Source organism: Streptomyces curacoi, assembly GCF_001513975.1.
In the GTDB taxonomy this organism is placed as follows: domain Bacteria; phylum Actinomycetota; class Actinomycetes; order Streptomycetales; family Streptomycetaceae; genus Streptomyces; species Streptomyces curacoi.
The window spans coordinates 585,813-601,182 of record NZ_KQ947984.1 but is presented as its reverse complement, the minus strand read 5'-3'; the positions used below and the strand labels follow the sequence as shown (position 1 = coordinate 601,182).

Below are 15,370 nucleotides of genomic sequence, written 5' to 3'. Positions count from 1 at the left end.
AGCATTTCGTCGGCGATACGGTCGCGCGGGGTCGGACCCGAAGAGCCGTACACCGCAAGGAGTCCACATCTTGATACCGAGATGGCCGGTGCCGTCCAGGCGCCGAACCGCGTATGCCGGACGGGTCGCCGCGGTCACCGTGACCGCGCTGGCCGCAGCGCTCGTCCAGCCCCTCGCGGCGCGGGCGGAGACTCCGCCCGCGCCCCCGTCCGACGCGAAGCTGGCGGCCGAGCCCGCCCGGCACGACTCCACCCGCGAGCAGTTCTACTTCGTGCTCCCGGACCGCTTCGCCAACGGCGACACCGGCAACGACAAGGGCGGCCTGACCGGTTCCCGCCTCGCCACCGGCTACGACCCCACCGACAAGGGCTTCTACCAGGGCGGCGACCTCAAGGGCCTGACCAGGAAGCTCGACTACATCAAGGGCCTGGGCACCACCTCCATCTGGATGGCCCCGATCTTCAAGAACCAGCCCGTACAGGGCACGGGGAGCAACGCCTCCGCCGGCTACCACGGCTACTGGATCACCGACTTCACCCAGGTCGACCCACACTTCGGGAGCAACAAGGACCTGCAGACCCTCATCTCCAAGGCCCACGCCAAGGGCATGAAGGTCTACTTCGACGTCATCACCAACCACACCGCCGACGTCGTCGACTACCAGGAGAAGTCCTACGACTACCTCTCCAAGGGCGCCTTCCCGTACCTGACCAAGGACGGCAGGCCCTTCGACGACGCCGACTACGCGGACGGCACGCGGAAGTTCCCGGCGGTCGACGCCGACTCCTTCCCGCGCACCCCGGCCGCCCCCGCCGCGAAGAAGGACCTCAAGGTCCCGTCGTGGCTCAACGACCCGACGATGTACCACAACCGCGGCGACTCCACCTTCGCCGGTGAGAGCTCCGCCCACGGTGACTTCTCCGGCCTCGACGACCTGTGGACCGAGCGTCCCGAGGTCGTCAGCGGCATGGAGAAGATCTACCAGCGCTGGGTGCGGGACTTCGACATCGACGGCTTCCGGATCGACACGGTCAAGCACGTCAACATGGAGTTCTGGACCCAGTGGGCCACGGCCCTCGACTCCTACGCGGCCAAGAAGGGCCGCGACGACTTCTTCATGTTCGGCGAGGTCTACTCCGCCGACACGAACGTCACCGCCCCGTACGTCACCCAGGGCCGCCTCGACGCCACGCTCGACTTCCCCTTCCAGGAGGCGGCACGGCAGTACGCCTCCCAGGGCGGCAGCGCGCGGAAGCTCGCGGGCGTCTTCGGCGACGACTACAAGTACACGACCGACAAGGCCAACGCCTACGAGCAGGTCACCTTCCTCGGCAACCACGACATGGGCCGCATCGGGTACTTCCTGAACCAGGACAACCCGAAGGCGACGGACGCCGAACTGCTGAAGAAGGACAGGCTCGCCAACGAGCTGATGTTCCTCAGCCGCGGCAACCCGGTCGTCTACTACGGCGACGAGCAGGGCTTCACCGGCGCCGGCGGCGACAAGGACGCCCGCCAGACCCTGTTCGCCTCGAAGACCGCCGACTACCTCGACGACGACCAGCTCGGCACCGACCGCACCCACGCGAGTGACGCCTACGACCCGAGCGCACCGCTCTACCGGCAGATCAGCGCCCTGTCGAAGCTGCGCAAGGCCCACCCCGCCCTCGCCGACGGGGTCCAGACCGAGCGATACGCGGCCGACGGCGCCGGCGTCTACGCCTTCTCCCGCACCGACGCGAGGAAGGGCATCGAATACGTCGTCGCCTTCAACAACGCCGACGAGGCGAAGACGGCGACCTTCGCGACCGGTTCGGCCGGTATGGCCTTCAAGGGCATCTACGGCACCGACGACTCGGTGAGGAGCGACGCCGACAAGAAGCTCACCGTCACCGTCCCGGCCGGCTCGGCGATCGTCCTCAAGGCAGCCGGCCGGCTCGCCGAGCCCGCCGCAGAGCCGACGCTCACCCTCAGGGCCCCGGCCACGGGAGCCACCGGCACCGTCGAGATCGGCGCCGACGTCGACGGCGGTCAGCTCAACCGTGTCGTCTTCGCCGCGCAGGTCGGAAACGGCAAGTGGAAGACCCTCGGCTCCGCCGACCACGCCCCGTACAAGGTCACCCAGACCATCGGCAAGGACGTACCGGCCGGAACGGCCCTGCGCTACAAGGCGGTCGTCATCGACTCGGCCGGGCGCACCGCGAGCGCCACGGCGGCCTCCACCACCGGCACCCCGCCCGCACCCGAGACCCCCACCGCCTCCTCCCGCGACCACGCGATCGTCCACTACAAGCGCACCGACGGCGACTACGCGAACTGGGGCCTGTACGCCTGGGGCGACCTCGCCGACGGCGAGTCCACGAACTGGCCGGACAGCCACCCCTTCATCGGCCGTGACGCCTACGGCGCCTTCGCCTACGTCAAGCTGAAGCCCGGTGCCTCCAGTGTCGGATTCCTCGTCATCGACAAGGACGGCAACAAGGACGTCTCCGCCGACCGCACGATCGACGTCACCAGGACGGGCGAGATCTGGATCGAGCAGGGCAAGGAGGCCGTCCGCACCGAGAGGCCGGCCGCGGACTACCCGGCGCCGGACAAGACCAAGGCCGTCCTGCACTACCACCGCGCCGACGGCGACTACGACGGCTGGGGTCTGCACGTCTGGACGGGCGCGGCGAACCCCACCGACTGGTCGAACTCCCTGAAGCCGGTCAAGACTGACCCCTATGGTGCGGTCTTCGAGGTACCGCTCACCGACGGTGCCACCAGCCTCAGCTACATCATCCACAAGGGCGACGAGAAGGACCTGCCCGCCGACCAGTCGCTGGACCTCACGGCGAACGGCCACGAGGTGTGGCTGGTGAGCGGCCAGGAGAAGTATCTGCTCCCGCAGCCCGCGGGCTCCGCCGCCGCGCTCGACCTGACCACCTCCAAGGCGGTCTGGATCGACCGGAACACCCTCGCCTGGAACGGCTCCGAGGGCGCTGCCTCCACCCAGCTGCTGTACTCGCGCACCGGCTCGATCGAGGTGAAGGACGGCGCGCTGACCGGTGACGACGCTCGCTGGCTCCGCCTGTCCAGGACCTCCCTCACCGACGCGCAGCAGGCGAAGTTCCCGCACCTGAAGGACTACGCCGCCTGGTCCGTCGACCCACGTGACCGCGACCGGGTCCGCGAGGCCGTCAGGGGCCAGCTCGTCGCCTCCCAGCGCGCCGCCAACGGCGCCGTGCTGGCCGCGACCGGCGTGCAGATCGCGGGCGTGCTGGACGACCTGTACTCCGGGGCGACGAAGTCCGACCTCGGCCCGACCTTCGCCAAGGGCCGTCCGACCCTGGCCGTGTGGGCGCCCACCGCACAGTCCGTCGAGCTGGAGATCGGTGACTCCACCGTCGCCATGAAGCGGGACGGCACCACCGGCGTCTGGTCGGTCACCGGCCCCAGGTCCTGGAAGAACAAGCCGTACCGGTACGTCGTCGAGGTCTGGGCGCCCGGCGTCCGGAAGGTCGTCACCAACAAGGTGACCGACCCCTACGCGGTCGCCCTCACCGCCAACTCCCGGCGCAGCCTGGTCGTCGACCTCGACGACAGGTCCCTGGCGCCGAGCGGCTGGTCCTCGTACACCAAGCCCAAGGCCGTGCCGCTGAAGGACGCCCAGATCCAGGAGCTGCACATCCGGGACTTCTCGGTCGCCGACCGGACGGCGAAGCACCCGGGCACCTACCTGGCCTTCACCGACAAGGCGAGCGACGGCTCCCGGCACCTGCGCGAGCTGGCGAAGGCGGGCACGTCGTACGTCCATCTCCTGCCCGCCTTCGACATCGCCACCATCCCGGAGAAGAAGTCCGAGCAGGCGACCGTCGACTGCGACCTGGCCTCCTTCCCGGCCGACTCCGACCGGCAGCAGGAGTGCGTGTCGAAGATCGCCGCGAAGGACGCCTTCAACTGGGGCTACGACCCGTACCACTACACGGTTCCCGAGGGCTCGTACGCCACCGACCCGGACGGCACCGCGCGTACGGTCGAGTTCCGCAAGATGGTCAAGGCGCTGAACGACGACGGTCTGCGGGTCGTCATGGACGTCGTCTACAACCACACCGCCGCGAGCGGTCAGGCGGACACTTCCGTCCTCGACCGGATCGTGCCCGGCTACTACCAGCGCCTTCTCGCGGACGGCTCGGTCGCGAACAGCACCTGCTGTGCCAACACCGCCACCGAGAACGCCATGATGGGCAAGCTGGTCGTCGACTCGGTCGTCACCTGGGCCAAGGAGTACAAGGTCGACGGCTTCCGCTTCGACCTCATGGGCCACCACCCGAAGGCCAACATCCTGGCCGTCAGGAAGGCCCTCGACGCGCTGACCGTGGAGAAGGACGGCGTCGACGGCAAGAAGATCATCCTCTACGGCGAGGGCTGGAACTTCGGCGAGGTCGCCGACGACGCCCGGTTCGTGCAGGCCACGCAGAAGAACATGGCCGGCACCGGCATCGCGACCTTCTCCGACCGGGCCCGTGACGCCGTGCGCGGCGGCGGCCCCTTCGACGAGGACCCCGGCATCCAGGGCTTCGCGTCCGGGCTGTACACCGAGCCCAACTCCTCGACGAACAACGGCACTCCGGCCGAGCAGAAGGCCCGGCTCCTGCACTACCAGGACCTGATCAAGGTCGGGCTGTCCGGCAATCTCGCCGGCTACCGCTTCACCGACACCAGCGGCAAGGAGGTCAAGGGCTCCGAGGTCGACTACAACGGCGCACCCGCCGGCTACGCGGACGCCCCCGGCGACGCCCTCGCCTACGCCGACGCGCACGACAACGAGTCGCTGTTCGACGCCCTCGCCTACAAGCTGCCCGCGTCGACGAGCGCGGCCGACCGGGCCCGTATGCAGGTCCTCGCCATGGCCACGGCCACCCTCTCGCAGGGCCCGGCGCTCTCCCAGGCGGGCACCGACCTGCTGCGCTCCAAGTCGCTGGACCGCAACTCCTACGACAGCGGCGACTGGTTCAACGCCATCCACTGGAACTGCGCCGACGGCAACGGCTTCGGGCGGGGACTGCCGATGGCGGCCGACAACGCCGCCAAGTGGCCGTACGCCAAGCCCCTGCTCAGCACCGTCAAGGTCGGCTGCGAGCAGATCGAGGGCGCCTCGGCGGCGTACCGGGACCTGTTGCGGATCCGTGCGACGGAGAGCGCCTTCTCCCTCGACACGGCCGGCCAGGTGCAGTCGAAGCTGTCGTTCCCGCTGTCCGGGAAGGACGAGACGCCCGGCGTGATCACCATGCGCCTCGGTGACCTGGTCGTCGTCTTCAACGCGACGCCCGAGAAGCAGGAGCAGCGGATCGTTTCGCTCGCCGACGAGGGCTACCGGCTGCATCCCGTGCAGGCGTCGGGGGCGGACTCTATCGTCAAGTCCTCGTCCTTCGAGGGGAAAACGGGCACGTTCGCCGTTCCGGGGCGCACTGTCGCCGTCTTCTCCCGGGCCCTTTGATACGCCCGCTACTTTGAGTGGGGCGGACCCGGTCAGCGGGCCGCCCCACTCCTGCGTATCCAAGGGCTGTGGGACGATGGACGGTTACAGCAAGATCGCGGCGACGACCGTGCTGGTCGTCGACGACGTCCCGGCCAGCCGCTACGCCATGGGTGCCGTGCTGCGCCGTGCGGGCCACGATGTCGTACCGGTCGGCAGCGCGGGCGAGGCGCTGAGCGAGCTGGATGTGCGGCTGCGCGCGGGCGCCCTGCCCGATGTCGCCCTCGTCGACGTCGGGCTGCCCGACATGAGCGGCTTCGAACTGTGCCGCCGGGTCAAGTCCCGGCCGTCCACGGCCGCGCTGCCCGTCGTCCACTTCTCCGCCATGGCCGTGGAGGCGGGGGACCGGTGCCGGGGCCTCGACGCGGGCGCCGACGCCTTTCTGTCGGTGCCGGCCGAGCCGAGCGAGATCGAGGCCGTCGTACGGGCCGCCGTCCGCCGGGCGCGCCGGCGCACCGCCGCCGAGACGCTCGCCCACCGGCTGACGCTGCTGTCCGAGGCGATCGTCACCGTGCAGACCGCGCGCTGCCTGGGGGAGCTGGCCGACGCGGCCGCCGCGGGCGCGGCCCGGCTGGCCGGCACGCCCGCCGTCGTCTTCGTCATCGGCCCGGACGGCGAACCGCACTGGGGCAGCTCCCTGAACCGGCCCCGCGGTCATGGCTTCGCCCGTCCCGCGGGAGCCCCCACCGCGGTGCCCGACACCGGCCCGCAGGTGGCGGCGGCACGGCTGATCACCCGGATCGCTCAGGGCCGGACCGGGCGGACCGGGGTGCACAGCACCGTCGTGCCCGCCTCGCTGTGGCCCGCCGGTTTCTTCCGGCCCGGCATCCGGGAGGACGCCCGCCTGGTGCTGGCGCTCACCGAGGAGGGCCGGACACCGGTGTGCATCGCCGCTCCGGTGCGCCCGGCCGCCGTACCGGATCCGGACCACCACCCCCTGTCCGCCCGGCACCCCCGGTCCACGCCGCTCCTCGCGCCGGCGCCCGCCGCCGACGATCTGCTCGCCCGGCTCGCCCAGGCCGCCGCGCTCGCCGCCGAGCCGCTGCTGATGTACCAGGCGGAGCGGCACATCGCCCTCACCCTCCAGCACAGCTTCCTGCCCCAGCCGTACCGTCTTCCCGCGCTGCCCGGGGTGGAGGTCGTCGTCCGGTACGTTCCGGCGTCCTCGCAGGCCGAGATCGGCGGGGACTTCTACGCCGCCCTGCGCACCCGGGACGGGGTGCTCACCGCGGTCGGGGACGTCGTCGGGCACTCGCTGGACGCGGCGACCGTCATGGTCGAGATCCGGCACGCGCTGCGCGCCTACTGCGTGGAGGAGAGCGACCCGGGCGCGCTGGCCGAACGGCTCGACCGGATGCTCCAGCACTACCACCCCGACGTCACCGCGACGGTCTGCCTGGCCCTGGTCGACCCCGGCACCGGGCGCAGCCGTATCGCCAACGCGGGCCACATCCCGCCGCTGATCCTGCGGGACGGGGGCGATGCCGAGTACGTCCCGGTGAGCGGTCCGCTGCTCGGCCTCGGCCTGGACCGGCCGGCGCCCACCGAGCTGGTGCTGACCCCGGCGGACCGTCTGCTGATGGTCACCGACGGCCTCATCGAGAGCCGCGGCGTCGACCTCGCCGTCTGTCTGGAGCAGCTCCGCACGGCCGCCGCCGACGCCCCGTCCGGCGTGGAGGCGCTGTGCGACACCCTGCTGGACCACTTCGGACGGGACCAGGAGGACGACATCGCGATGCTGGCGCTGAGGTTAGGGTGAGCGCTGTTGCCGCCGTAGAACAGGAGTGCTCATGCCGCAGATCACCGTCGACTACTCGGAACAGCTGGCGGACGACTTCGACCGGCCCGGCTTCGCGCGGGCGCTGCACGCCGCGGTGGTCGAGATCGCGGCGGCGAAGCCGCCGGCGTGCAAGACGCAGTTCCGCCGCGGCGAGCACACCACGGTCGGCGACGACACGGACGGACACGCCGTCGTGCATGTCACCCTCGGCCTGCTGGCCGGTCGTACGGACGAGACGAAGGTCCGGCTCACCGAAGCCGTACTGGAGTTGCTGCGGCAGTATGTGAAGCCCGCCGAGGGGCTCGCGCTGCACGCGTCCGCCGAGGTGCGGGACCTGGATCCGTCGTACCGGAAGTTCGAGAGCTGAGACCCGCCAGGGCTGCTCAGGACGCCAGCGAGATCAGCCGGGCGACCAGGTCGCCGAACGGACCGTCGGCCGGCTCCTCCTTCAGCATGCGGCGCAGCAGCGCGGCCATCTCGTCGTCATAGGCGGCGCTGACGGCGGTGAGCGCGGCGAAGTCGTGCACCAGCTGTGCCTCCAGCTCGGCGCGCGGGATGCGCCGGCCGTCCAGCCAGATCAGCGCCGTGGACTCGGCGAGCGAGATCCAGGAGCGGATGACCAGTTCCAGCCGCGCGGGCGGGTTCACCACGTCCAGATGCGAAAGGATTTGGACATACGCGGCCTGCCGCACGGAGTCGATGAGCGCGTTCGTCGCGGTCGAGCCGACCGCCGGGCCGCCGCGCATCAGCGCCGAGAAACCGGGACCGTGCTCGTCGACGAAGTCGAAGAAGCGGCGCATCACCCGCAGCAGCCGCGCCCCCAGCGGCCCCTCGTGCGGCTCGACGAAACGGCCCGCCAGTTCCTCCGAGGCACGCTTCAACGCGGCCTCGTACAGGCTGAGTTTGCCGGGGAAGTAGTGGTAGACCAGCGGCCGCGAGATGCCCGCTGCCGACGCTATCTCGTCGATGGAGACGTCGTCGGGCGAGCGCTGGCTGAACAGTTCGAGGGCGACGCCGATCAACTGCTGCCGCCGCTCCTCGACTCCCATTCTTCGCCGTACCCCGGTAGTCATGCGAACACCTTACCGATCGAATCCGGCCCCGAACGGGCCGGACCGGTCGCAGGCGTTCACATGTCCAGTACGAGTCGGCCCCCTCGCGCCCGTGACACGCAGATCAGCATCGAGTCGGCCCGCTCCGCGTCCGTCAGCAGTTCGTCCCGGTGGTCCACCTCGCCCTCCAGCACCCGCTGTTGACAGGTCCCGCAGAAGCCCTGCTCGCAGGAGTAGGCCGTGTCGGGCAGCTCGGCGCGTACGGCGGCCAGCACGGTGGAGTCGGCGGGGACGGTCAGCGTCCGTCCGCTGCGCCGGAGTTCGACCTCGAAGGAGCCGCCTTGCGAGGCGCGGGGCGTGAACCGCTCCAGGTGGACCCGCGGGAACCGCTCCTCCACCGCGGCCAGCATCCCCTCCGGACCGCAGCAGTAGACAGCGGCACCCTCGGGCACCTCCGCGAGGAACGCGTCGAGGTCGGGCAGCCCCTCCACGACGGTCACCCGGTCCTCGCCCAGCTTCTCGACCTCCTCCAGGAACGGCATCGAGGACCGGCTGCGCCCGCCGTACAGCAGCCGCCACTCGACGCCGTCGGGCAGCGCCCGCAGCATCGGCAGGATCGGGGTGATCCCGATGCCGCCCGCGACGAACACGTACGACGGGGCCGCCACCAGCGGGAACCGGTTCCGCGGCCCCCGCACCTCCAGCTCCGTCCCCTCCCGCACCTGCTCGTGCACCTCACGCGAGCCGCCCCGCCCGTCCGGGACCAGCCTGGTCGCCACGGTGTAGGACGAGGTGTCCTCGGGGTCGCCGCACAGCGAGTACTGCCGTACCAGCCCCGACGGCAGCACGAGGTCGAGATGCGCGCCGGGCTCCCAGCGCGGCAGGTCGTGACCCTCCAGCCGCAGTTGTACGACCCCGTCGGCGACCTCTTCGCGCGAGGTCACCAGCAGCCGCAGCGCCCGCGCCCTGGGCCGCCCGGAGACCGGCTCCTCCAGGGCGGGCATGGGCCACAGCGGCGAGGTCTGGATACGGCGCCGCATCGCCCGCCGGGCGAGCAGGGCGGCACCGGCGACGACGGCGACGGTCCGGAGCTTCGGCATCAGGCGGCACCCTTCTCTGCGGCTGTCTCTCCGGCCTTCTCCGCGGCCGTCGCTGCGGGGGAGGAGGCCAGATAGGCGACGGCCTGCTCGGTGCAGCCCTCCTGGGAGGGGTGGTAGGCGTGGCTGAGGTAGCGCGGGATGGACCTGAGCATGTCCCCGGTCGTGGGGAGCGTGCCGCGCCTGCCCCGGAGGTAGAAGTCCCTGAAGGTGGCCCGGCCGTCGACGAGCGTCGGATCGTTTTCCATGAAGAAGCGCGCCCCGCGCTGCCACAGGAACACCAGTGCCGTGAAGGCGGTGGCCCATGTCCGCACGCGTCGCCGATAGCTCCCGTCGACGTGCATGAACAGGTCGAAGGCGACCGACCGGTGCTCGACCTCCTCGGCGCCGTGCCAGCGCAGCAGATCCAGCATGGTCGGGTCGGCGCCGCGGCGGTCCAGCTCCTCGGCGTTGAGCACCCAGTCGCCGAGGAAGGCGGTGTAGTGCTCGATGGCCGCGATGAGCGCCACCCGCTCCATCAGCCACCAGCGGCGCGCGCGGCCCGGCGGGAGCGTGCGGTCGCCGAGCAGCTTCTCGAAGAGCCAGTCGACCTGGGCGGTGTACGGCGTCGGGTCGAGCCCCTGGTCCCGCAGATGCGGCAGCACCTCGTCATGGGCCTGCGAGTGCATCGCCTCCTGCCCGATGAACCCGATGACGTCCTCGCGGAGCCGCTCGTCGCGGATGTACGGCAGCACCTGCTTGTAGACGTGCACGAACCAGCGCTCACCTGCGGGCAGGAGCAGATGCAGCACGTTGATGGTGTGCGTGGTGAACGGATCCCCGGGCACCCAGTGCAGCGGGGTGTCCTCCCAGGAGAAGGACACCTTGCGGGCTTTGAGGTGCACCCGGTCCTGCGTATTAGACATGGCGTCAATGTACTGACGGGTAGGGCTCAGGTGAACCCTCGTGCACGCCCTTATTTACATTCTTGTCAGCAGCGGGACTCCGGGTCTCACTGAAGCCCGTCGATCGACCGTCCGCTCTCCAGCGTGCCCTTCAGCTCGGCCCGTGCCCCCTGCTCGGCCCGTACGGTCAGCAGGCTGCCCCGGGAGGTGCCGCGGACCCCGCCCGTCGCCCGGATCGACTCCGTGTCCCGGGTCCCCGCCGCCAGCAGATACCAGCCGCCCGCCTTCGCCTTCCACAGCACCCCGGCGAGCACATGGGGGTCCCGCGCCCCGCACGCCGACACGTTCTGGGCCTTCGCCGCCACCGCCGCCCGCGCCGTGCCCGGCGCACGGAACTGGGCCAGCACCCGCTCTCCGCCGCCCCGCCAGGTCTCGGCGCGCGTGCACATCCAGTCCGCCGAGCCGCTCCCGTCGGGCAGCGGCTGCCTGGCATACGCCCAGGCGTTGACCGTGCGCACCCCGGCGGAGCGCATCGCGCCCAGCCAGCAGGAGTACGGCGCCCAGCGGGTCAGCGCCGCTACGCCGGTCACGTCCTTGGCCGCCCCGGGACGGCCGGCGGTGAGGCGGGCCGGGACCAGTTCGGCGAGGTCGGTCAGCAGACGGGTACCGGTGCTGTCGGTCACCTGCAGTACGTTCCACGACGTGCAGGTGCCGGTCTGCTGGGTGACGGGGCTCGCCAGCGGCGAGGTGACCCCGCCGGAGACGGTGAGGTCCATCGCCCCGGCCCGCGGCTTCAGCAGGTCTCGCTCGGCCGCCTTCTTCACCCAGGGCGCCATCAGATAGCGGACGTTGCCGTCGGCCCGGCTCAGCACCACGGCGCTCGCCTCCGCCCTGGTCGCGCCGTCGACCCGGGAGAAGTCCAGGGCGGCGCCGGCCGTGCCGTCCGTCGGTTCGGCGTAGCGGGCGATGCGCAGGCCGTCGTAGAGGAGGACCACGCGCGCGGTGTCGACGGTCCCGGCGTACAGCAGCTGCGGCGCGCCGGCCGGGCCGCCCGACGGGGTGCCGGGGGTCGCCGAGACCGCGACCGTCTCGCCGGGGCGGGCCCAGACGGCGAGGGCGCGGCGCAGCAGGGCCGAGTCGTCGGTGAGGTCGCCGCGCGCGGGCCACACCGAGAAGTCGGTGCGGGCGGAGGACTGCCAGGCCAGCGGGGGGACCCTCGTCAACTGGGCCGGGTCGAGGGCGGCCTCGGCCGCCGGGTTCTGCGCGTACGAGGGCGCGGCGGCACCGTCCGGGCCCCAGCCGTCGCCGGGCAGGCCGAGCAGCGCCCCGCACACCAGGAGGGCGGCCCCGGCGGCCAGCGCGGCCTTCGCGTGCTGCCTGCGCCGCATCAGGTCGGTGGGCCGGGCCTGGAGCGAGCAGGGGTCGAACTCGGGGGAGTCGAGCAGCGCGTACTGCTCGGCGAGGGTGTCGGCCTCCTCCAGCGCGTCGTCCACGTCCTCCACGCCGGCCGCCGTCAGCACCTCGCGCAGGTCGCCGTCCGGGAGCTTGTCCAGGCCGCGCAGGACATAGGCCGCCCGCGCCGGGCCGGACAGCGCCGACAGCCGCTGGTCCAGGGCGAGTTCGTCGGCGCCGCCCGACCTGGGGAAGAGGCGCAGGCCCCAGACCTGGGGCAGCAGGGGCGGCAGCTGGGAGCGCTTGGGCCAGGCCAGGCGCCTGAGCGGCAGGCCCGCCTCCAGCGCCGCACGCAGGATGCGCAGCCGCAGGAAGGCGTACCCCGGGTCGCCGTCACGGCCGGTCGACTGGGCCGGGATCACGGGAGTCGCCGCCCGGCCCCGGGGCAGGGCGCGCTGGGTGAGGGAGTGCGCGGTCAGGACCCGCCGGTTGCGGCCGAGGCTCGGCGGCAGCACCAGGTAGGCGAGCCGGACGAGACGCGGGTAGTGCTCGACGAGAGCGGCCTCGGCCCGCTCGACGTCGACGACCGGATCGGCCGAGGCGGGTGCGGGGCGCGGGGCTACATCCTGTGACTGCACGTTCAGCAGAACGAGCGAATCGTCGGTTGGTCACCGTCACCCGGAGCGCCCGGCGGCGTTTCCGGGCGGACCCAGCCCTGGGACCGCCGGCGGCCCCAGCGAGGACAGCTGGGTTCGGCAGCGCCCGAACGGGGTCGGGGGCGGTACGGCGGGGTGGCTCAGGTGCCGGGCTCCACCAGCGCTCGGGCGTAGTTCGCCATAGAGCGCTGGTAGCGGGGCAGATGGGGCGCGAGGGCGCCCAGCACGAGGGAGAGGCCCTCGCGGTCCCGCCCGAGGCTCGACAGGCACAGGGCGAGTGTCGCCCGTACCGCGTCGTCGAGTTCGTCGGAGGGCGCGTCCAGTTCGGGCGTCAGCAGCTTGACGCCCTCCTCGGCCTGCCCGATGTTCCTGAGCGAGCTGGACAGCTGGATCTTGGCCCGCCGTCCCTGGTAGCCGGTCAGCCCTCGGGCGAGGGCCTCCCGGTACAGCGGCACCGCCTTGTCCGAGTGGCCCGTGGAGTCCCAGGCGCAGGCCTGCTCGAAGGGGCCCAGGGGGCTGTCGTCGGGCAGTTCGGCGACGAGGGCGTCGATCACCGCCCGGAACTCGGCCGCCTCGGTCTCCGCGTAGCCGTCGAAGGTGGCCCACGCGGCGGTGACGCGCTCTTCCCAGTCCTGGTTCACCGGCTCACCCTCGCACACCCCCGTCCGGGATCGCAGCGGTATTTTGAGCGCTCCGGGCGCCGGAGCCGTATCGAACACGAGGGCCCCTCGCCGGGGCTCCGTACGGCATGTCGCCGGAAGGGACCGGAGGAACAGATGAGGTTGACCCGACCGAGGCTCGCGCTGGCCGGCGCGGCGGCGATCCTGGCACTGGCGGGCTGCGGATCCGAGGGGGACGGCGAGGCGGCGGTGCCGAAGACGGCGACGGGCAGCCTGGAGAAGCTGGCCGCCGAGGCGAAGTGCAGGCCGAACATGCAGACCGACGCCGACGAGATCCGCCAGGCCATCTGCAAGAAGGGCGACGAGAAGTACATCCTCGCCACCTTCGCCACCGACCGGGGCCAGCGCGAGTGGATCAATACGGCCAAGGACTACGGCGGGTACTACCTCGTCGGCCGCAAGTGGGTCGCCGTGGGCCACGAGGACGTCGTGACGGGGCTGCGCGACACGCTCGGCGGCACTCTGGAGGTGGGGACCGACCACTCCGGTCACTAAACGAGAGAGCCGGCGGTGGAGATCCCACCGCCGGCTCTTTCATGGCTTGACGCCTAGTGTGTCACTGGCAGTCCTGGCCGCTGTTGATGCACTGGACCACCTGGTTCATCAGGTTCTCGTCCATCACGTTGATGAAGTCGTTGTGATCGGTGATCGGCTTGTGCAGCTGCTCCGGGAAGCCGTCCACGGCGTACGGGTTCTGCACCTGACCGTTCTCGATGGTCGGGGCCGGCACGTCGTACACCAGGCGGACCTGGAGCTGCGGAATGGCCTGGAAGCCGTTCGGGCAGGTGCCGTCGGCCTGGACGAACGCCACGTGGGTGCGGTGGTTGGCGCTGTCGATGTTCTGGCCGTCCCAGCAGCTCTGGAAGTTGGACGTCCGCACCACCGAGCTGCCCTCGGGGCAGATCACGTACTTGTCCGTCACCTGCCGGTCCTCGAAGCCGGTGCAGCTGAACGAGGTGTTGGCGTTGGCGAGGCCGTTGGTGAACGCCTTGGCGTCACCGGTGATGATGCGCAGGAACTTCGGCATGGCGACGACGTCGCCCTGGCGGCTGCCGACGAACTTGATCTCCGCCTGGCTGGCCTTCAGGATCTTGCCGACGTTGCCCTCGGCGCCACCGCCGGCCTGGTTGGCGTCGAACTCGTCGGTGCCGTCCTGGAGCCTGAGCACCGGCCAGTAGTACGTGGACTTGTCGGCCTGGTTCTGGCACGACGTGTCCGCGTTGGCGAGGTCCTCGTCGCTGGAGAAGGCGTCGTTGTCCTGGTTGCCGACGTAGTCGTGCGTGTGGTGCGCGCCGTTGTCGACACCCGGGGCCACGATCAGGTTGTCGGTGTTGAACACGTTGTTCTCGTTCACACCGCACTGCGTGGTGAAGGAACCGGTGGAACCGGTGTCCCCGTTGGCGGCCAGACCGTTCGGGAGGTTGCGGGAGCCCGGCTGGACGTCCTCGATGTTGATGAAGTCGTCGGCCACCGGGCCGTTGCCGGCCTGGCCCCCGTTGCCCTCGGGAACCGGGTCGAGACCGTTGTCCTGGCCCTGGTCCTGACCGTCGTTGTTCTGGTCCTGGCCGTCGTTGTTCTGGCCGTCGTTGTCCTGGCCGTCGTTGTTCTGGTCCTGACCACCGCCGTCGTTGGTCTGCGGCTGCTCGGCCGGGACGCCCTGGCACTCGGCGAGCTCCTGCAGCCCGCGCGGAGCCTTGCCGCCGACGCGGTTGATGTTGATGCCGATCCGGTCGAGGGTGGCCACGCGCTTGGACTTCAGCGGACCGAGGATGGCGTTGTTGACGAAGCCGGGATCCCCCGCCTGGGCCTGGCGTGTCTCCGCCAGACGCGTGTAGGCGTCCGTGATCTGCCTGTCGAGCAGCGCCAGCTCCTTGGCGACGCCCTGGCGCGCGCGTTCCGGCACGCTCGTCAGCTGCTGGCCGACGTCCGGGCAGTTGATCGTCGCGACCTGGGCGTTCGTGGACTTCGTCTGGTTCCACCCAGAGTTGTCCTCGTGTGCCGAAGCATAGAAGTTGGCCCAGACAAGCCCGCCCCCACCGAGCGCTAGGGCCGCCGATGCGGCTATGGCCTTGGTGGCCAGCGGCGTACGGCGTTTTCGTGTGTTGCGTCCCATGGAACTCCTCTGACTTCCTTTTTCGGGGCATCGAGGCGCCCGACAGGAGTGAAGCGGCTCCCTCTCATACGGAGGGCGTCCCAGGGGTGTTCAGCCGTCTCGGAGATTGTTGAGAGATTCGTGAGCGCGCTGTGTTCTCAACAGCCTCTGAAACACCAGGAGTTGTTGATCGCCCACGGCGGGTGAACGGACGGG

At 70.9% G+C, this 15,370-nt stretch carries 10 protein-coding genes; 4 read left to right on the top strand and 6 right to left on the bottom strand.

All coding sequences use genetic code 11. The features are described 5' to 3' along the window. The first annotated feature begins 70 nt into the window (after positions 1–70). The 3 genes from pulA to AQI70_RS02670 all read left to right on the top strand — a co-directional run bounded on the left by pulA (position 71) and on the right by AQI70_RS02670 (position 7,668). Positions 71–5,482: a pullulanase-type alpha-1,6-glucosidase gene (gene pulA / locus AQI70_RS02680; RefSeq protein ID WP_062143504.1), complete on the top strand. Its 5,412-nt coding sequence runs from the start codon at positions 71–73 to the stop codon at positions 5,480–5,482. 76 nt (positions 5,483–5,558) lie between these two features. Further along, positions 5,559–7,280: a fused response regulator/phosphatase gene (locus AQI70_RS02675; protein ID WP_062143501.1), complete on the top strand. Its 1,722-nt coding sequence runs from the start codon at positions 5,559–5,561 to the stop codon at positions 7,278–7,280. A 31-nt stretch (positions 7,281–7,311) separates the two neighbouring features. Further along, positions 7,312–7,668 (top strand): 5-carboxymethyl-2-hydroxymuconate Delta-isomerase, encoded by a 357-nt coding sequence (locus AQI70_RS02670; protein ID WP_037889453.1) that lies wholly within the window; start codon positions 7,312–7,314, stop codon positions 7,666–7,668. A gap of 16 nt (positions 7,669–7,684) precedes the next feature. Here the strand turns inward: AQI70_RS02670 and AQI70_RS02665 are convergent, their stop codons facing one another. The 5 genes from AQI70_RS02665 to AQI70_RS02645 form a co-directional block, all read right to left on the bottom strand. After that, positions 7,685–8,374: a TetR/AcrR family transcriptional regulator gene (locus AQI70_RS02665; RefSeq protein WP_086026045.1), complete on the bottom strand. Its 690-nt coding sequence runs from the start codon at positions 8,372–8,374 to the stop codon at positions 7,685–7,687. 56 nt (positions 8,375–8,430) lie between these two features. Next, entirely contained in the window at positions 8,431–9,453 is a 1,023-nt protein-coding gene (locus AQI70_RS02660; RefSeq protein ID WP_062143498.1) for a PDR/VanB family oxidoreductase, read from the bottom strand. Next, entirely contained in the window at positions 9,453–10,355 is a 903-nt protein-coding gene (locus AQI70_RS02655) for a metal-dependent hydrolase (RefSeq protein WP_062143495.1), read from the bottom strand. Before AQI70_RS02655 ends, AQI70_RS02660 begins: the two co-directional genes overlap by 1 nt. 86 nt (positions 10,356–10,441) lie before the next feature. Next, positions 10,442–12,364: a hypothetical protein gene (locus tag AQI70_RS02650; protein WP_062143492.1), complete on the bottom strand. Its 1,923-nt coding sequence runs from the start codon at positions 12,362–12,364 to the stop codon at positions 10,442–10,444. Positions 12,365–12,522: 158 nt separating this feature from the next. After that, on the bottom strand, positions 12,523–13,023 hold the full coding sequence (locus tag AQI70_RS02645; RefSeq protein WP_244181431.1) for a tetratricopeptide repeat protein: 501 nt from the start codon (positions 13,021–13,023) through the stop codon (positions 12,523–12,525). 135 nt (positions 13,024–13,158) lie between these two features. Between AQI70_RS02645 and AQI70_RS02640 the strand changes: the two genes are divergently transcribed. Next, the gene (locus AQI70_RS02640) at positions 13,159–13,557 is read left to right on the top strand and encodes a hypothetical protein (RefSeq protein WP_062143485.1); all 399 of its coding nucleotides are present in this window, start codon (positions 13,159–13,161) and stop codon (positions 13,555–13,557) included. 61 nt (positions 13,558–13,618) lie between these two features. On the opposite strand, the gene AQI70_RS02635 is transcribed toward AQI70_RS02640, so the two are convergent. Next, a complete protein-coding gene (locus AQI70_RS02635) occupies positions 13,619–15,175 on the bottom strand; it encodes a DUF1996 domain-containing protein (protein WP_062143482.1) in 1,557 nt (518 codons plus the stop codon). Between the last annotated feature and the right edge of the window lie 195 nt (positions 15,176–15,370).

Coding starts and splice junctions, on each gene's coding strand:
- AQI70_RS02675 (WP_062143501.1), top strand. CDS start 5,559: ATGGACGGTTACAGCAAGATCGCGGCGACGACCGTGCTGGTCGTCGAC.
- AQI70_RS02670 (WP_037889453.1), top strand. CDS start 7,312: ATGCCGCAGATCACCGTCGACTACTCGGAACAGCTGGCGGACGACTTC.
- AQI70_RS02665 (WP_086026045.1), bottom strand. CDS start 8,374: ATGACTACCGGGGTACGGCGAAGAATGGGAGTCGAGGAGCGGCGGCAG.
- AQI70_RS02660 (WP_062143498.1), bottom strand. CDS start 9,453: ATGCCGAAGCTCCGGACCGTCGCCGTCGTCGCCGGTGCCGCCCTGCTC.
- AQI70_RS02655 (WP_062143495.1), bottom strand. CDS start 10,355: ATGTCTAATACGCAGGACCGGGTGCACCTCAAAGCCCGCAAGGTGTCC.
- AQI70_RS02640 (WP_062143485.1), top strand. CDS start 13,159: ATGAGGTTGACCCGACCGAGGCTCGCGCTGGCCGGCGCGGCGGCGATC.
- AQI70_RS02635 (WP_062143482.1), bottom strand. CDS start 15,175: ATGGGACGCAACACACGAAAACGCCGTACGCCGCTGGCCACCAAGGCC.